At 62.1% G+C, this 15,939-nt stretch carries 17 protein-coding genes; 15 read left to right on the top strand and 2 right to left on the bottom strand.

Features of this window, described 5'->3' with window-relative positions; translation table 11 throughout:
* Positions 1-90 precede the first annotated feature (90 nt).
* The 15 genes from KBX17_RS07425 (at position 91) to KBX17_RS07355 (ending at position 11,641) form a co-directional block, all read left to right on the top strand.
* Positions 91-702 (top strand): hypothetical protein, encoded by a 612-nt coding sequence (locus tag KBX17_RS07425; protein WP_256019148.1) that lies wholly within the window; start codon positions 91-93, stop codon positions 700-702.
* 152 nt (positions 703-854) lie between these two features.
* Entirely contained in the window at positions 855-1,583 is a 729-nt protein-coding gene (locus tag KBX17_RS07420) for a hypothetical protein (RefSeq protein WP_256019147.1), read from the top strand.
* Between the two features lie 47 nt (positions 1,584-1,630).
* Positions 1,631-2,083: a hypothetical protein gene (locus KBX17_RS07415; protein WP_255997313.1), complete on the top strand. Its 453-nt coding sequence runs from the start codon at positions 1,631-1,633 to the stop codon at positions 2,081-2,083.
* A 335-nt stretch (positions 2,084-2,418) separates the two neighbouring features.
* Entirely contained in the window at positions 2,419-3,225 is an 807-nt protein-coding gene (atpB, locus tag KBX17_RS07410) for a F0F1 ATP synthase subunit A (protein ID WP_256019145.1), read from the top strand.
* A 101-nt stretch (positions 3,226-3,326) separates the two neighbouring features.
* Entirely contained in the window at positions 3,327-3,566 is a 240-nt protein-coding gene (locus KBX17_RS07405) for an ATP synthase F0 subunit C (protein ID WP_005290550.1), read from the top strand.
* A 54-nt stretch (positions 3,567-3,620) separates the two neighbouring features.
* Entirely contained in the window at positions 3,621-4,217 is a 597-nt protein-coding gene (locus tag KBX17_RS07400; protein WP_255996140.1) for a F0F1 ATP synthase subunit B, read from the top strand.
* A 7-nt stretch (positions 4,218-4,224) separates the two neighbouring features.
* Positions 4,225-5,067 carry a F0F1 ATP synthase subunit delta gene (locus KBX17_RS07395; RefSeq protein ID WP_005290546.1) on the top strand — a complete coding sequence of 281 codons (843 nt, stop codon included), beginning with the start codon at positions 4,225-4,227 and terminating at the stop codon, positions 5,065-5,067.
* 41 nt (positions 5,068-5,108) lie between these two features.
* Complete coding sequence (gene atpA, locus KBX17_RS07390) at positions 5,109-6,755, top strand: F0F1 ATP synthase subunit alpha (protein ID WP_256019143.1); 1,647 nt, start codon at positions 5,109-5,111, stop codon at positions 6,753-6,755.
* Between the two features lie 71 nt (positions 6,756-6,826).
* Complete coding sequence (locus tag KBX17_RS07385) at positions 6,827-7,801, top strand: F0F1 ATP synthase subunit gamma (RefSeq protein ID WP_005290542.1); 975 nt, start codon at positions 6,827-6,829, stop codon at positions 7,799-7,801.
* 3 nt (positions 7,802-7,804) lie between these two features.
* On the top strand, positions 7,805-9,328 hold the full coding sequence (atpD, locus tag KBX17_RS07380) for a F0F1 ATP synthase subunit beta (protein WP_005290540.1): 1,524 nt from the start codon (positions 7,805-7,807) through the stop codon (positions 9,326-9,328).
* Between the two features lie 9 nt (positions 9,329-9,337).
* Positions 9,338-9,700, top strand: coding sequence for a F0F1 ATP synthase subunit epsilon (locus KBX17_RS07375; protein WP_256019141.1), 363 nt, complete (start codon positions 9,338-9,340; stop codon positions 9,698-9,700).
* 133 nt (positions 9,701-9,833) lie between these two features.
* Positions 9,834-10,292 (top strand): DUF2550 domain-containing protein, encoded by a 459-nt coding sequence (locus KBX17_RS07370; RefSeq protein WP_256019139.1) that lies wholly within the window; start codon positions 9,834-9,836, stop codon positions 10,290-10,292.
* Between the two features lie 19 nt (positions 10,293-10,311).
* Positions 10,312-11,004 (top strand): endonuclease NucS, encoded by a 693-nt coding sequence (nucS, locus tag KBX17_RS07365; RefSeq protein ID WP_256019138.1) that lies wholly within the window; start codon positions 10,312-10,314, stop codon positions 11,002-11,004.
* A gap of 23 nt (positions 11,005-11,027) precedes the next feature.
* Positions 11,028-11,312: a hypothetical protein gene (locus tag KBX17_RS07360; RefSeq protein ID WP_083770313.1), complete on the top strand. Its 285-nt coding sequence runs from the start codon at positions 11,028-11,030 to the stop codon at positions 11,310-11,312.
* A 23-nt stretch (positions 11,313-11,335) separates the two neighbouring features.
* The gene (locus KBX17_RS07355) at positions 11,336-11,641 is read left to right on the top strand and encodes a thiamine-binding protein (RefSeq protein ID WP_005290533.1); all 306 of its coding nucleotides are present in this window, start codon (positions 11,336-11,338) and stop codon (positions 11,639-11,641) included.
* A gap of 34 nt (positions 11,642-11,675) precedes the next feature.
* Here KBX17_RS07355 and glgB read toward each other — a convergent pair whose 3' ends face one another.
* Together glgB and KBX17_RS07345 are read right to left on the bottom strand one after the other, a co-directional pair.
* The gene (gene glgB / locus KBX17_RS07350; protein WP_256019136.1) at positions 11,676-13,868 is read right to left on the bottom strand and encodes a 1,4-alpha-glucan branching protein GlgB; all 2,193 of its coding nucleotides are present in this window, start codon (positions 13,866-13,868) and stop codon (positions 11,676-11,678) included.
* 28 nt (positions 13,869-13,896) lie between these two features.
* On the bottom strand, positions 13,897-15,921 hold the full coding sequence (locus KBX17_RS07345) for a maltotransferase domain-containing protein (RefSeq protein ID WP_256019134.1): 2,025 nt from the start codon (positions 15,919-15,921) through the stop codon (positions 13,897-13,899).
* Positions 15,922-15,939: the final 18 nt, after the last annotated feature.

The raw sequence follows: 15,939 nt of genomic DNA, 5'->3' as shown, positions 1-15,939 counted from the left end.
ACATGGTGGTAGATTACCTTTCTTCCCAGCCCAACCGGGCTGGATATCAGGTGTCCACCAAAAAGGGGTCAGGTCCTTCTCTGGGGCCTTGTGCTCATCGCCATTGGTTCGATCACGTCGTGGTTTCTCATCGACTACCTTGGCGGCTTTGAGGCGCTCTACTACTACACCGACGGTTATGACGCGGAAGACATCATCGACACGATCGATTACGGTCCCTCGAAGCATCTTCCTACCGACACGTTATGGTGGCTAGCCATTGACGGCCCGCACACGAACACGCCTTTCTCGCTGGTGAAATCACTCGGCTTCGCGGTGCTGTTCCTCGGGCTCACGTTGGTTATCTCGCAGGCACTGCGCCACGTGCTGTTCCCGCTGATCGCGGCTGGATCGATGACGCTGACCATTTATGTCACCCACCTGGTCTCATTCGCCTACTTCACCGACTCGATCAAGGCCTACTGGACGGAATGGTTCCTGGGTCAAGTAATATTCTTCCTCATCTTCGCCAGCTTCTGGCATCTTGCATTCGGCCAGGGGCCCTTGGAGCGCATCATCGCTAAGACGTGCAAGGGCGTGAGTAAGCGGCTGGTGCCGAAGAATGCGCCAGTCAGCGAAGACCGCTCCACTGCGGCGCCGGCTGATACAGGTGAGAACACCCACACCCCAACAGATGCGGAGCAAAGCAACCCTAGAGAATAAACCTTCAACAATGAGGTACCCCAGACATGAAGAAAACTAAAAAAGTGGGCCGCGTACGACACGTGGCGCAACGAGCTATCCTCTCGGTGATCACCGCCGTCGGGGTGGGGCTAAGTGCTGCCGCCTGTAGCAGCGGGGCACACCCGGAGCCTATGACCCCGCGAGACGGAAAAGAATCGCTGAAGCCCATCGGTAGCAAGAGTGGGGAAGCTCAATCTGAGGAAAGCCCTGTCGACAACGATGGTGAGCTGAATGACGGCGCTGAGCGGTCGAACGAGCCCGCGCCAAAGATCCCCGAGGTTCTTTACCCGAACGGTGTGGAAACGAGACTGACTCCACCGGGGACAGAATTGCCCTTCGGTGAGCCCGCGATTGTTGCGAGCGCTGATGCTGAAGGCCGTCTGCTGGTCTGGTCCGTGACCCCGTACCAGGGAATTGACCTTGCCCCTGAGCAGGTCGCACTGGCCCCGGCCACGGCCGCCGAAGGCAACAAGGAGTACGTGTGCTTCGCCTACGACATTGCGTACCTCGGCGCGGTCGCCAAGGCTTCTGGTCGCGATGATGTCGTCCCCGGAGTGGGTGACATCAGCGGGGCGGCTGTAGTGCCCCCGGAACTGTTGCCCGGCACCACCGAAGGCGAAACGACAATGCGACTTGTCGGCGGTGCGGACGACGCTTGCGGCATCCCCCCGGCATCGCGGGTGCCGGTGGCCCAAGCGGGTTTGGTTATGAACTACCCATACGCGCGCGCTGCTGTAGCCGCCGTCGAACTGGGCCGCAAAGATGCAGCGCGGCCGGCGACGTTGATGTACCCGTTCGACTACGGTCTTCCCGGTGTTGCCGATGCCGGTAATACCGTGGAGCCGATTATCTGGGGTTAGCAGCGGAGCGTCGAGAAGCACCTGGGCCTTCTGTAATATCAGGGTCCGTGAACACTTCCGACGCCCGAACATCCGGCCACGCCGTGAACGATATTTCTGAGTTCCAGGACCACCGCCGCCCGCTCATCCGTGCTTTCAAAGCAGGCGGATGGGCGCTACTTGTCATGACCGTCATCTCGCTGGCGATCTGGGGGAGCATCCGGGACCTGCCGGGCATTTGGGGCGTGCTCATCGGTGCGGCGATCGGCGGCGGGTTCGTCCTATTGACCGTCGCGTCAGTTCTGGCGACGTCGGGTACATCCCCCTCAACAACCATGGCGGTCGTCCTGGGCAGCTGGTTGGTCAAGCTCATCGTCTTGATCCTGGCGCTCATGTGGCTGCGCACCATGGACTTCTATGACACTGCCGCGCTCGGTGTGACTGTCATCCTCGCGCTCATTGTCGTTCTCGCCACCGAAGTATGGGGCGTGATGACTACGAACGTGACGTATGTGGGGTGACGCACGGGGCGTCGACAAGCGCGCGGGGGAGCTGTTCTGCCCCCTGTGCTCCGTCTGTGACTGAGGTAACAGGCGCATGAAAATCGCCTACACCTGCCATAATGTGACGGCTGTGAGCCAGCAGGTAAATCGGCGAAGACTACCTCCCCCCAACATGCACGTTTTGGGGGTCCTGCTGATAGGCTAATCGCGGGTCTCACCCCTGTCCCGCGGTAGCTGATGTGCGACGGAGTCCGCCGCGGTAGGCAGAACTTCAAGACGTCCATCGCACCGCGAATCCCGACAGGTTCGCGGCCCGAGAACGGGAGAGAACGCTGAGCGTTACAACTTTGGCCATGAAGGGTAGCTTCCACGCGCCTGAACTTGGCCCAGAATTTTTCCCGGGGCAAACATACAATGAGGGCCTACACATCATCGGGGAAAACTTCCTCGGTGGTTGGTTCGCGCTGGACCGCATCATGATCGTCCGTCTTCTGATGGCGCTCGTGCTTGTGGTCCTTTTTGCTGTCGCCTTCCGGAACCCCAAATTGGTTCCGTCGGGCCTGCAAAACCTTGGTGAGATCGCCGTGGACTTCGTCCGCGTGCAAATCGCCGAAGACATCTTGGGCAAGAAGGAGGGGAAGCGGTTCCTGCCGGTTATCGCCACCATCTTCTTCACGGTCCTATTCATGAACGTAGCCACGATCATTCCGGGGTTGAACATCTCGCCGAACTCTCGCATTGGCATGCCGATTGTGCTGGCGCTGGTGGGATACATCGCCATGATCTACGCGGGTGCCGCCCGCCACGGCTTTGGCAAGTACGTGAAGCACTCCCTTGTGATTCCGAACTTGCCGCCGGCTCTTCACCTTCTGGTGGTGCCGATCGAGTTCTTCTCGACGTTCATTCTGCGTCCGGTCACGCTGGCTCTTCGTCTCATGGCGAACTTCCTTGCGGGCCACATCATTCTCGTCCTGTTGTACTCCGCCACGAACTTGTTCTTCTGGCAGCTCAACGCATGGACGGCAGTGAGTGGTCTGACTGTGATCGCAGCGCTGTTGTTCACCCTGTACGAGCTGATCATCATCTTCCTGCAGGCGTACATCTTCGCCCTTCTGGTCGCGGTGTACATCGAGCTGTCGCTGCACGCAGATTCGCACTAGTCAGGCGCGAACTGACTGACAGGCCAACTGAATAACCCCACACATTTCGTCACCGTCCGGGCCAGCAACGGGCCGGACATCAAGAAAGGGAACGACTTTCCATGAACGACATCATCCTCGCCCAGGCAAACGAGCAGACCGTGACCGGTCTCGGCACCATCGGCTACGGCATTGCCACCATCGGCCCGGGCCTCGGCATCGGCATCCTCGTCGGCAAGACCGTCGAGGGCATGGCACGTCAGCCGGAGATGGCTGGCCAGCTGCGCACCACGATGTTCCTGGGTATCGCCTTCGTCGAGGCACTGGCCCTGATCGGCCTGGTCGCCGGGTTCCTGTTCTAAAAGAACACTTCGCACAAAAGAAGTTTGTAAGACCTTTTAGATCAGGAGTAACCAATGACGAACGTCATTCACCTACTTGCGGCTGAGGGCGGCGAGAAGCTGAACCTCGAGGGAGATCCCGCTGGTGCTTCTCCGAGCATTCTGCTCCCCGCGCCGTACGACATCGTCTGGTCCCTCGTCGTCTTCATTGTCGTCTTCATCCTCTTCTGGAAATTCGTTCTGCCGAAGTTCCAGGAAGTTCTGGCTGAGCGCGAAGACAGGATCAAGGGCGGTATCGAGCGGGCTGAGTCCGCTCAGGCACAGGCAAAGGCTGCTCTGGAGAAGAACAACGCTCAGCTGGCACAGGCACGCGCCGAAGCTAACGAGATCCGCGAAGCTGCCCGCGAAAAGGGCAAGGAAATCGAAGCACAGGCACGCGCCAACGCTGAGGCTGAGTCCCGTCGCATTGTCGAAGCTGGTGAGAAGCAGCTGATGGCCTCCCGTGAGCAGGTCATTGCTGAGCTGCGCAACGAGATCGGCCAGAACTCCATCAACCTCGCAGAGGAGCTCCTCGGCGAGGAACTGTCGGATTCCACCCGCCGTTCCAACACCATCGACAGTTTCTTGAGCCAGCTGGACACCGTGTCCGCACGCTCGGCATCCGGAAAGTGAGGCGTCGATGAGAGCAGCTAGCCGCGAAGCACAGTCGGCCGTCGCAGAGAAACTGGACGCGATCATCCGCGACAAAGCCGACGCAGGCGAGTCCGTATCCGTCGCAGCCCAGGTGGGCACCGAGCTGTTCCTTGTTGTGGACCAGCTGGACAAGAACCGTGCGCTGCGCATCGCCGTGGCTGACTCTTCGCTCGCCGAAGAGCAGCGTGTTGGCATCATGAGCGAGATCTTCAGCGGCAAGGTCGCTGAAGCAACGCTTGAGGTGCTGCGCGAAGCAAGCGCACGCGAGTGGTCCGCCCCGCGCGAATTCCGTGAGGGACTCGTGCACCTGGGCCGCAGGGCACTCCTGCGCGGCGCAGAGAGCGAGAACAAGTTGGGCGAGGTCGAATCCGAGCTCTTCCAGCTGTCTCGCCTCTTTGAGCGCGAGAGCGAACTCACCCAGCTGCTGTCTGACCGCACCGCCACCACGGACCAGAAGCGTCAGCTTTTGGCCAGCGTGCTCTACGGCAAGGTGTCTATGTACACCGAAGCGTTGGCGCTGCAGGTGGTCGGCCGCCCAGAGGACAATCCGGTCGACGACATCGCAGGCATCGCCCGCGAGTCGGCCGAACTGACAGGTCGGGAGTTTGCGGCAGTGACCGCTGCAACTGAGCTGACTGATTCTCAGCGCGAGGCACTGGCAGAAAAGCTTGGACAGATTTACGGCCGCGAGATGGCCATTCACACTGAGGTTGACCCCAGCCTCCTCGGTGGTGTGACCATCCGCGTTGGCGATGAACTCATTGACGGCTCCACGCGCGGAAAACTTGAGCGCATGCGTGCCGACATGGCAGCCAACACGGCTTACTAAAACGAAATTGCTGGAAGAATCTACCGAGAGCAGGAAAGATTATGGCGGAGCTGACGATCTCCTCCGATGAGATCCGTAGCGCGATAGCGAACTACACCTCGAGCTACTCCGCGGAGGCCTCCCGTGAGGAGGTCGGCGTGGTGACGTCGGCTGCAGATGGTATTGCCCAGGTTTCCGGGCTGCCGAGCTGCATGACCAACGAGCTGCTTGAGTTCTCCAACGGCGTCATCGGCGTCGCACAGAACCTCGACACCGACACCGTCGGCGTGGTGGTCCTGGGTGACTTCGAGACGATCTACGAAGGCGACAAAGTTTCCAGGACCGGTGAGGTCCTGTCCATCCCGGTCGGGGAGGCATTCCTCGGCCGCGTGATCAACCCCCTGGGCCAGCCGATTGACGGCCTGGGTCCGATTGAGGCTGACGAAGAGCGTGTGCTCGAGCTTCAGGCAGCAGGCGTGCTCGACCGTCAGCCGGTTGAGGAGCCGATGCAGACCGGCATCAAGGCGATTGACGCCATGACGCCGATCGGCCGCGGCCAGCGCCAGCTGATCATTGGTGACCGTAAGACCGGTAAGACCGCGGTCTGCATCGACACCATCCTCAACCAGAAGGCCTACTGGGAGACCGGTGATAAGACGAAGCAGGTCCGCTGCATCTACGTTGCCATCGGCCAGAAGGGCTCGACCATTGCTGGTGTGCGCCGCACCCTCGAGGAGCACGGCGCACTCGAGTACACCACCATCGTTGCCGCTCCGGCATCCGACTCCGCAGGCTTCAAGTGGCTGGCACCGTTCGCCGGTGCTGCTCTGGGCCAGCACTGGATGTACCAGGGCAACCACGTTCTGGTGGTCTACGATGACCTGACCAAGCAGGCTGAGGCCTACCGCGCCATCTCGCTGCTGCTGCGCCGCCCGCCGGGCCGCGAGGCATACCCGGGTGACGTCTTCTACCTGCACTCCCGTCTGCTGGAGCGCGCTGCCAAGCTTAACGACGAGCTCGGCGCCGGCTCTCTGACGGCCCTTCCGATCATCGAGACCAAGGCGAACGATGTCGGTGCCTTCATTCCGACCAACGTCATCTCGATTACGGACGGTCAGTGCTTCCTGCAGTCCGACCTGTTCAACCAGGGTGTCCGCCCGGCCATTGACGTCGGTATTTCCGTCTCCCGTGTCGGTGGTGCCGCACAGACCAAGGGCATGAAGAAGGTCGCGGGTAACCTCCGTCTGGACTTGGCCGCATACCGCGACCTCGAGTCTTTCGCAGCGTTCGCGTCCGACCTGGATGACGCTTCCAAGCGCCAGCTCGAGCGCGGCCAGCGCCTCGTCGAGCTGCTGAAGCAGCCGGAGAACTCCCCCCAGCCGGTCGAGTTCCAGATCATCTCCATCCACCTCGCTAACGAGGGCGCATTCGACTCCGTTCCCGTCGAAGATGTCCGCCGTTATGAGGCAGAGCTGCACGAGACGATCCGCGCTGAGGCCCCTGAGGTCTACGAGCAGGTCGACGGCGGCGCAGCCCTGTCCGACGAGTCGAAGGGGACCCTGGCCCGCGTCAACGAGAGCTTCGCCCAGAACTTCCAGACCTCCGGCGGCGAGCGTGTCGTGCGCGAGCCGGAGGCTGATGCTATGGACGAGAGCGACATCTCGAAGCAGCAGCTCAACGTCTCTCGCAAGTCGCAGAAAAAGGATTAGTTCAGACTCGCGCTGTTCTGGGCTAAAGAACCTAGAGAAACACGACTTAAGAGAGAGGAGGAGCACACACTATGGCAACACTTCGCGAACTGCGTGACCGCATCAAGTCGGTCAACTCGACAAAGAAGATCACCAAGGCTCAGGAACTGATCGCAACATCGCGCATTACCAAGGCCCAGCGTCGCGTGGAGGCGGCTCAGCCGTACGCCAACGAGATGCAGGATGTCATGGAGCGGCTTGTCGCTGCGACCAACCTGGACCACCCGATGCTTCGCCAGCGCGAAAACGCCAAGGTCGCCGCAATGCTGGTGGTCACCTCTGACCGCGGTATGGCCGGCGGTTACAACCACAACGTGCTCAAGAAGGCTGGCGAGCTGGAGCGCATGCTCCGCGACGCCGGCTACGAGGTTGTCCGCTACGTCACCGGCGGCAAGGGTGTGACCCACTACGACTTCCGTGATCAGGAGATCGCGGGGGAGTGGACTGGTTGGTCCCAGGACCCGACGTGGGAGGGTACGCACGACGTGCGCCACCACATGGTCGGCGGTTTTGAAGCCACCTCGGAAGGTGAGGTCAAGTGGCGCGAGGGCATCCGCGCGCCGGAAGGCCAGGCCATTCGAGGCTTCGACCAGGTCCACGTGGTTTACACCAAGTTCGTCTCCATGCTGTCGCAAGAGGCAACGGCTCACCAGCTGCTGCCCATCGAGCCCGTCTTCGAGGACGTCGAGTTCGAGCAAGAGGACTTGTTCACCACGTCAGGCGAGACCATGCCGGACATGGAGTTCGAGCCGGACGCTGAGACGCTCATGGAGAGCCTTCTCCCGGCGTACGTGTCCAGGACGCTCTACTCGATCTTCCTGGAGGCATCGGCGGCGGAGTCTGCATCGCGCCGTACCGCGATGAAGAATGCGACGGACAACGCGACGGAGTTGGCTAACGGGCTGTCCCGTGAAGCTAACCAGTTGCGTCAGGCAAAAATTACTCAGGAAATCACCGAGATTATCGGCGGCGCTGGAGCGTTGTCCGGTAGCGGAGAAAGTGACTAAATCATGACTACAGCTCTATCTCACGATGAGCGTAACGACGAGCCGACCGGGGCTGAGGACAACGTCGCAGCCTCCGGTGCCGCCAACCAGGCTTCCGCTGATGAGCGCAAGCCGGCTGGTTCGGATAACGGCCGCGTCGTCCGCGTCATCGGTGCAGTCGTCGACGTGGAGTTCCCGCGCGGCGAGCTGCCTGAACTCTACAACGCACTCGAGGTCGACATTGAGCTCGATGCAGTGGCTAAGACTGTCATCCTCGAGGTGGCACAGTTCCTCAACGACGGCCTTGTCCGCACGATCGCCATGGCTCCGACCGATGGCCTCGTCCGTGGCGCGCAGGTCCGCGACTCCGGTAACCCGATTTCGGTTCCGGTTGGTGACCAGGTTAAGGGCCACGTCTTCAACGCGCTCGGCGAGTGCTTGGATGATCCTTCTGTGGGCAAGGACGGCGATCGTTGGGGTATCCACCGTGAGCCGCCGGAGTTCAAGGACCTCGAGGGTAAGACCGAGATCCTGGAGACCGGTATTAAGGTCATCGACCTGCTCACCCCGTACGTCAAGGGCGGAAAGATCGGCCTGTTCGGCGGTGCCGGTGTGGGTAAGACCGTTCTGATCCAGGAGATGATTACCCGTATCGCTCGCGAGTTCTCGGGTACGTCGGTATTCGCCGGTGTCGGCGAGCGCACCCGTGAGGGTACGGACCTCTTCCTGGAAATGGAGGACATGGGCGTCCTTCCGGATACCGCCCTTGTCTTCGGCCAGATGGATGAGCCGCCGGGGGTTCGTATGCGCGTGGCCCTGTCCGGCCTGACCATGGCGGAGTACTTCCGCGATGTGCAGAACCAGGACGTGCTGCTGTTCATCGACAACATCTTCCGTTTCACCCAGGCAGGTTCTGAGGTGTCCACGCTGCTCGGCCGCATGCCGTCCGCTGTGGGCTACCAGCCGACGCTTGCCGACGAGATGGGTGTCCTCCAGGAGCGCATTACCTCCACCAAGGGCCGTTCGATTACGTCCCTACAGGCCGTTTACGTGCCTGCGGATGACTACACCGACCCGGCCCCGGCGACGACCTTCGCCCACCTGGATGCGACGACCGAGCTGTCGCGTTCCATCGCCTCGAAGGGTATTTACCCGGCTGTGGACCCGCTGACCTCGACCTCCCGCATCCTGGAGCCGGGTATTGTCGGCGAGCGCCACTACGGTGTCGCTCAGAAGGTGATCAACATCCTGCAGAAGAACAAGGAGCTGCAGGACATCATCGCCATCCTCGGTATGGACGAGCTGTCCGAAGAGGACAAGATCACCGTTATGCGCGCTCGTAAGATCCAGCGCTTCCTCGGCCAGAACTTCTTCGTTGCGAAGAAGTTCACCGGCGACGAGGGCTCGTACGTCCCGCTCGAGGAGACCATCGAGGCCTTTGACAAGCTGGCTGAGGGCGAGTTCGACCACTACCCGGAGCAGGCCTTCAACAACCTTGGTGGCCTCGAGGACGTCGAAGCTCAGTACAAGAAGCTGCAAGAGAAATAGGAGAAGCTCATGGCTGAAATCACCGCAGAACTGGTCTCCGTTGATCGCATGCTGTGGTCCGGCGAGGCATCCATTGTCACCGTCCAGACCACCGATGGTGAGATCGGCTTCATGCCCGGCCACGAGCCTTTCCTTGGCCAGCTCAAAGAAGATGGTGTAGTGACCATCAGCCCGGCCGACGGCGACAAAGTCGTCGCCGCTGTCCAGGGCGGGTTCGTTTCCGTGGTGGGAAACAAGGTCACCGTCTTGGCTGACTCCGCGAAGTTCGCCTCTGAGGTGGACAGCAACGAGCAGTTCGACGACGAGGATCCGGCCCAGAAGGCGCGCCACGATTCTGAGCAGGCTGCTCTTCGCCGCATTGGCAGCGCGTAGTACGCGCACTCGCGATTTATCGGGTTGAACCCCCGTCCAGGCCAGTCTGGACGGGGGTTAACCCTTTGCGTGCGGGGGTGGTCAAACTTTCGTCTATTCACTGTGAACAATCTGGCGGTTACACTGGCTCTTTATGAAGATCGTCGGGTCCCTCCTTATCGTGGTGGCGGTCATCGCCGTCTGCGCGGCGGTGTGGCGGTTTCTGACGGTGCGCAACAACGGCACTCAGGCGCTGATCCGGGTGCTACCGGCGCAGGGGACGCACGGTTGGCGCCACGGCGTGATCACGTACTCCGGCGACCACATGCGCTTCTACAAGCTGCGCTCCCTGTCTTTCGGGGCGGATGAGGTACTCACGCGCAACGACATTTCCATTACCGGGCGCAGAAAAGCCACTGAGACCGAGCGGGATTTCATGCCCGGGGTCGAGGTGGTTGTTCTTTTTTCTGCGGATGGCAACGACTACGAGTTCGCCACGGAGTGCCATGCGTCGATGGCGCTGATCTCATGGCTGGAGTCTGCCCCGGATAAACGCCATGTGCGTGCTGATATCGAGCACCTGCGCAACCGCGCTTTCAAGGCGCAGACCTAAGCCCGCTAGGCTGGAACCCATGCGTCTCGTTATTGCCCGTTGCTCTGTGGACTACGTCGGCCGCCTCGACGCACACTTGCCCTTGGCGGACCGGTTGATCATGATCAAAGCTGACGGGTCGTTGTCGGTGCACGCGGACGACCGTGCCTACAAGCCGCTGAACTGGATGACTCCGCCGTGCACGATTACAGAAGAGCCGATTCTCGACGTCGACGACGAGGACACGGGGGCCCAGTTGTGGGTGGTGGAGAACCCGAAGGGCGAGCAGCTGCGCGTGACTCTCGAAGAGATCCATGAGGACTTGTCCTACGACTTGGGCACCGATCCGGGGTTGGTCAAGGACGGCGTGGAGGCGCATCTCCAGGAGCTTTTGGCAGAGCACATCACTACACTGGGCGACGGTTTCACCCTGGTCCGCCGCGAGTACCCAACCCCGCTCGGTCCGGTGGACATCATGGCCCGCGACGGCGAGGGTGTGGCAGTCGCCGTTGAGGTCAAGCGCCGCGGCGGCATCGACGGCGTCGAGCAGCTCAGCCGCTATTTGGACATGCTCGGCCGCGACAGCCTCGTCGGTCCGGTCAAGGGCGTGTTCGCCGCGCAAGAGATCAAGCCGCAAGCGAAGACACTCGCCGAGGACCGCGGAATCCGGTGCGTCACGCTCGACTATGACGAACTGCGCGGCATCGAATCCAACGAACTGCGCCTGTTCTAGGACCGCGAGATAGAAAGCAGCCCATGCCACGGAGAAATCGGCGCGACAGGGGAGCGTACATGCCGGGCCGCAGCCTCCCTCGCGACGGCGGCACCTATTGGGGCACGCGGGAGGAAGAAGGCCCGCACGGGGACATCTACTTGGTGCGCCAGATCGGATCTGCTTCGGCGACGAAGTTCTACGTGTGCCCCCGCTGCAACCAGAACATTCCGCCCGGGGTGGCGCATATCGTCGCATGGCCGCGCGACACCGGCAGGCAAGGGGATGACCGGAGGCATTGGCACCGCCATTGCTGGGAGCGTAGATAAGCGATCCCGCTAAGCTTAGGGGCATGATTCTCGCGTTCTCCGTTGCCCCGACCGAAACTCCCGACAACACTGCCGCGATGTCTGAGGCGGTCTCACGCGCGGTGAAAATCGTGCGCGATTCGGGTCTGCCTAATGAGACGAACGCGATGTTCACGCTCGTCGAAGGAGAGTGGGACGAGGTGATGGACGTGGTCAAACGCGCCACTGAAGCCGTGCAGGAAGTGTCTCCGCGCGTGTCGCTGGTGATCAAGGCCGACATCCGCCCTGGGTACACGGGGCAGATTGAGGGCAAGGTGGCTAGCGTCGAAAAGCATTTGGGCGAGGGTTAACTCACGTCCCTCGCCCTGCTTACCTCACCCGCGCTTACCGCAGCGTGTAGTACTGCACGCTCATAGCCGGGATGTGGAAGGTTGCGGACTGCTCGAAAGTGTCCCAGTCACGGTCCTCGGTGGCGACAGTGTCCGGCAGCTCATTACCAGCACCCTTGTACTTCGCGTCGTCGGTATTGAGGATGAGTTCCCACTCGCCAGCGCGGGGTAGACCAAGGCGGTAATCCGTCTGCGGGGCGCCGGAGAGATTGACCACGGCCAGCACCGGCACAGAGTCCACGCCCCAGCGGATGTAGGCCAGGACGTTGTGCTCAGCGTCATCGCCCTTGATCCACTGGAAACCCATGGGGGTATTGTCCTGGCTGAACAGTGCCGGGGTGTCCTTGTACAGGTGGTTGAGGTCGCGGACGAGTGTGCGGATGCCCTCGTGATAATCGGCGCCCCAGCCTTCCAGGTTGTCCCAGTTGACGGAGCCGGCTTCAGCCCATTCGGTCTGCTGGCCGAACTCGCAGCCCATGAACATCAGCTGCTTGCCCGGGTGGGAGAACATGTAGCCGAACAGAGTGCGCACACCGGCGGCCTTGTTCCACTCATCACCCGGCATGCGCTCCCACAGGGATCCCTTTCCATGGACCACCTCGTCGTGGGAGAAGGGGAGCACGTAGCTCTCGGAGAAGGCATAGACGAGGGAGAACGTGACCTCGTTGTGGTGGAAGGAGCGGTGTATCGGGTCGAGGGAGAAGTACTCGAGGGTGTCATTCATCCAACCCATGTTCCACTTCAGGGAGAAACCCAGGCCGTCGGCAGAGGTCTGCGCCGTGACACCCGGCCACGCAGTGGACTCTTCGGCGATGGTGAGCACACCGGGGTGGGAACGGTGCACGGTGGCGTTGAACTCCTGGAGGAACTGAACTGCGTCGAGGTTCTCGCGGCCGCCGAACTCATTGGGCAGCCACTCGCCCGGCTCGCGGGAGTAGTCCAGGTACAGCATCGAGGCCACCGCATCGACACGCATGCCGTCGAGGTGGAACTCCTCGAACCAGTACAGAGCGTTGGCCACGAGGAAGTTGCGCACCTCGTTGCGGCCGAAGTCGAAGACGTAGGTGCCCCAGTCTTTCTGCTCGCCGCGGCGCCAGTCCGGGTGCTCGTAGAGGGCGGTACCGTCGAAACGACCCAGGGCCCAATCGTCCTTCGGGAAGTGCGCGGGCACCCAGTCAACGATCACGCCGATGCCGGCCTGGTGGAGGGTGTCTACGAGATAGCGGAAGTCATCCGGGGTGCCCCAGCGCGCGGTCGGTGCGTAGTAGCCGGTGACCTGGTACCCCCAGGATCCACCGAAGGGGTGCTCGGCGACAGGCAGGAGCTCCACATGGGTGAAACCGTTCTCGACCAAGTAGGGGACAAGCTCCTTGGCCAGCTCGCGGTAGCCGTAACCGACGCGCCAGGAGCCGACGTGGCACTCGTAGACGCTCATCGGGGCGTTCGTAGCGTCAATGCCCGGACGGGCCGCCATCCACTCGTGATCGCGCCACTCGTAGGTGCTCTCGCCGGCGATGACCGACACCGTCTCCGGCGGGGTCATTGTCTGCTTGGCCAGCGGGTCGGCCTTGTCGCGTGCGACACCATCCACACCCTGGACAGTGAACTTGTACTGGGTGCCCGGCGCGAGGTCCGGAATGAAGATCTCCCACACGCCCGTCGAGCCCAGGGTGCGCATCGGGTACTGGTTCGGGTTCCAGTTGCAGAAGTCACCGACGACGGCAACGCCCTGTGCGTTCGGGGCCCATACAGCGAACGAGGTACCGGAAACATCGCCCATCGGGGTGTGGTAGGTGTGCTGGTTCGCGCCGAGGACTTCCCACAGGCGCTCGTGGCGGCCCTCACCGAGAAGGTGCAGGTCGAACGACGTGAGCGTGGGCAGGAAGTGGTACGGGTCCGCCGTGATCACCGGGTCGCCCTCCGGGTAGGTGATCTGCAGGCGGTAATCCGGCGCGAGGTCATCTTTGAGCCCGAGTACCCAGATGTCGTCCCCGATGGGGGTCATGGGCAGGCCTTGGTTGTGGATGAGCACGTCCACTGCGGTCGCGCCGAGCACGCGGGCACGGATCACGGAGCCGGATGGTGTCGAGTGCCAGCCGTAGAAGTCGTGGGGAGCGTGGTGCTTGCACTCGATCAGGCGCTGACGGTCTGCCTCGGGGATGAGCAGCTGGGGGTCAGGGGAGGTCATGGTGTTCCTTTGCGGGTTATCTAAAGCGTTAGGGGCGGTAGTCAGCGTCTGCGAGATCGCGGAAGGCGAGGCGCTCGCGCAGGGATGCGTCGATAAGCGGGAGCCTGAAGATGTGGGCGACATTGTCCATCGGGCTCAAGCGCACGTAGTTGCGCATGGTCCATTCGTAGTCGGCGCCGGAGACGAGGTCGTGCACCGGGAAGGTGGCGCTGGGGGCCAAACCGAGGGCTTCCATGTTCAGCGTCACGTTGCATTCCTGTGCGTAGGTCGGATCGAGGTTGACCACGACGAGGATGCAGTCGCCGGTGGCTGCATCGAACTTGGAGTACGCAATGACCTGGTCGTTGTCTGCGGTGTGGAAGTGCAGGTTGCGCAACTGCTGCAGGGCAGGGTGGTCCTTGCGGATCTGGTTGAGCAACGTGATGTACGGGGCGAGCGAATCCCCGCGCTGCTCAGCACCAGCGAAGTCGCGCGGGCGGAGCTGGTACTTCTCGGAGTCCAGGTACTCTTCGCTGCCGGGGGCGACCGGCTCGTGCTCGTACAGCTCGAAACCGGAGTACATGCCCCACAGCGGGCTCAAGGTCGATGCCAAGGTGGCGCGGATGGCAAACGCCGCGCGGTTTCCGGTCTGGATGAACGCCTGGAGAATGTCCGGGGTGTTCACCCAGAAGGACGGGCGAGAGATGTCGGCGAAGCGCACGCAGTCTTGTGCGAAGCCGGTCAGCTCCTTCTTCGTGGTCTTCCACGGGAAGTAGGTGTAGGACTGCGAGAACCCGGCCTTGGCCAGGCCGAGCAGGCGCGGCGGGCGGGTGAACGCCTCGGCCAAGAAGATCACCTCAGGGTGTGTCTCGTGGACTTTGGCGATCAACCAGTGCCAGAAGTCAACCGGTTTCGTGTGCGGGTTATCCACGCGGAAGGTGGTGATGCCCAGGTCCACCCACGTCATCAACGCGCGGTAGATTTCCTCGTAGATGACATCAGAGGCGTTGTCGAAGCTGATGGGGTAGATGTCCTGGTACTTCTTCGGCGGGTTCTCGGCAAACGCGATGGTGCCGTCCGCCAGCACGGTGAAGAAGTCAGGGTGCTCCTCGGCCCACGGGTGGTCGGGCGCGGCCTGGAGAGCGAAGTCGAGCGCGATTTCCAAGCCCAACTCTTCAGCCCGGTCCAACAGCGCCCGCAGATCCTCGGTCGTACCCAGCTCCGGGTGGACCGCGTCGTGGCCGCCCAATACGGAACCGATCGCCCACGGGGAGCCCACATCGCCGTCCTCAGCCACCAGAGTGTTGTTCGGGCCCTTACGGTTGACTTCACCGATGGGGTGGATCGGCGGGAAGTAGACGGTGTCAAAGCCCATCGCGGCGACGCGCGGCAGAGCCTCCGCAGTAGTGGCGAAAGTGCCGTGGACGGGGCGGCCTTGTTCATCCCACCCGCCGGTGGAGCGGGGGAAGAGCTCGTACCAAGAGCTGAACAGGGCCTTGCTGCGCTCGACGAGGATTTCGCACTCCGGGCCCTGGGTGATCAGGTCGCGGACGGGGCGGGAGTGGAGGGACTGGGCAACATCGTCGGCGAGCGCCGGGGCAAGACGCTCACGCAACGGTGCATCGGACGACAAGGCTGTTGCGGCAGCGGTGAGCAATTCGCGCCGGGAGGAATCGCCCTCGGCCGCTGCACGCTCGAAAAGCTCAGCGCCGTGGATGAGGTCGTTCGACATCTCTTCGGCGGACTGGCCTGCTGCGGACTTCTTGGTCACTGCGTTGCGCCACGTTGCCACCGGATCAGACCAAGCCTCAACCCGGAAGCGCCACAGGCCTTCCATATCGGGGGTGAACACCGCGTGGCAGTAGTCGGGGCGGTTTTCCTCCGGTGTCATGAGCACGGAGCGGGACGAACCGTCCGGGGCAGTGATCACCACTGTCGCCGCGATAGCGTCGTGCCCCTCGCGCCACACCAGCGCGGAGATCGGCACGACCTCCCCAACAACTGCCTTCGTCGGTAGTGCCCCGTCGGTGGTGCGGGGCCTCACATCGTCGATACCCAAGCGTCCGATAGCCATGGCTCCCACACTAGCGAA

The organism is Corynebacterium sp. CCUG 65737 (assembly GCF_024454115.1).
Classification (GTDB): domain Bacteria; phylum Actinomycetota; class Actinomycetes; order Mycobacteriales; family Mycobacteriaceae; genus Corynebacterium; species Corynebacterium genitalium.
Note: the sequence above shows the minus strand (reverse complement) of the source record. Positions and strands in the feature narration are given on the sequence as shown.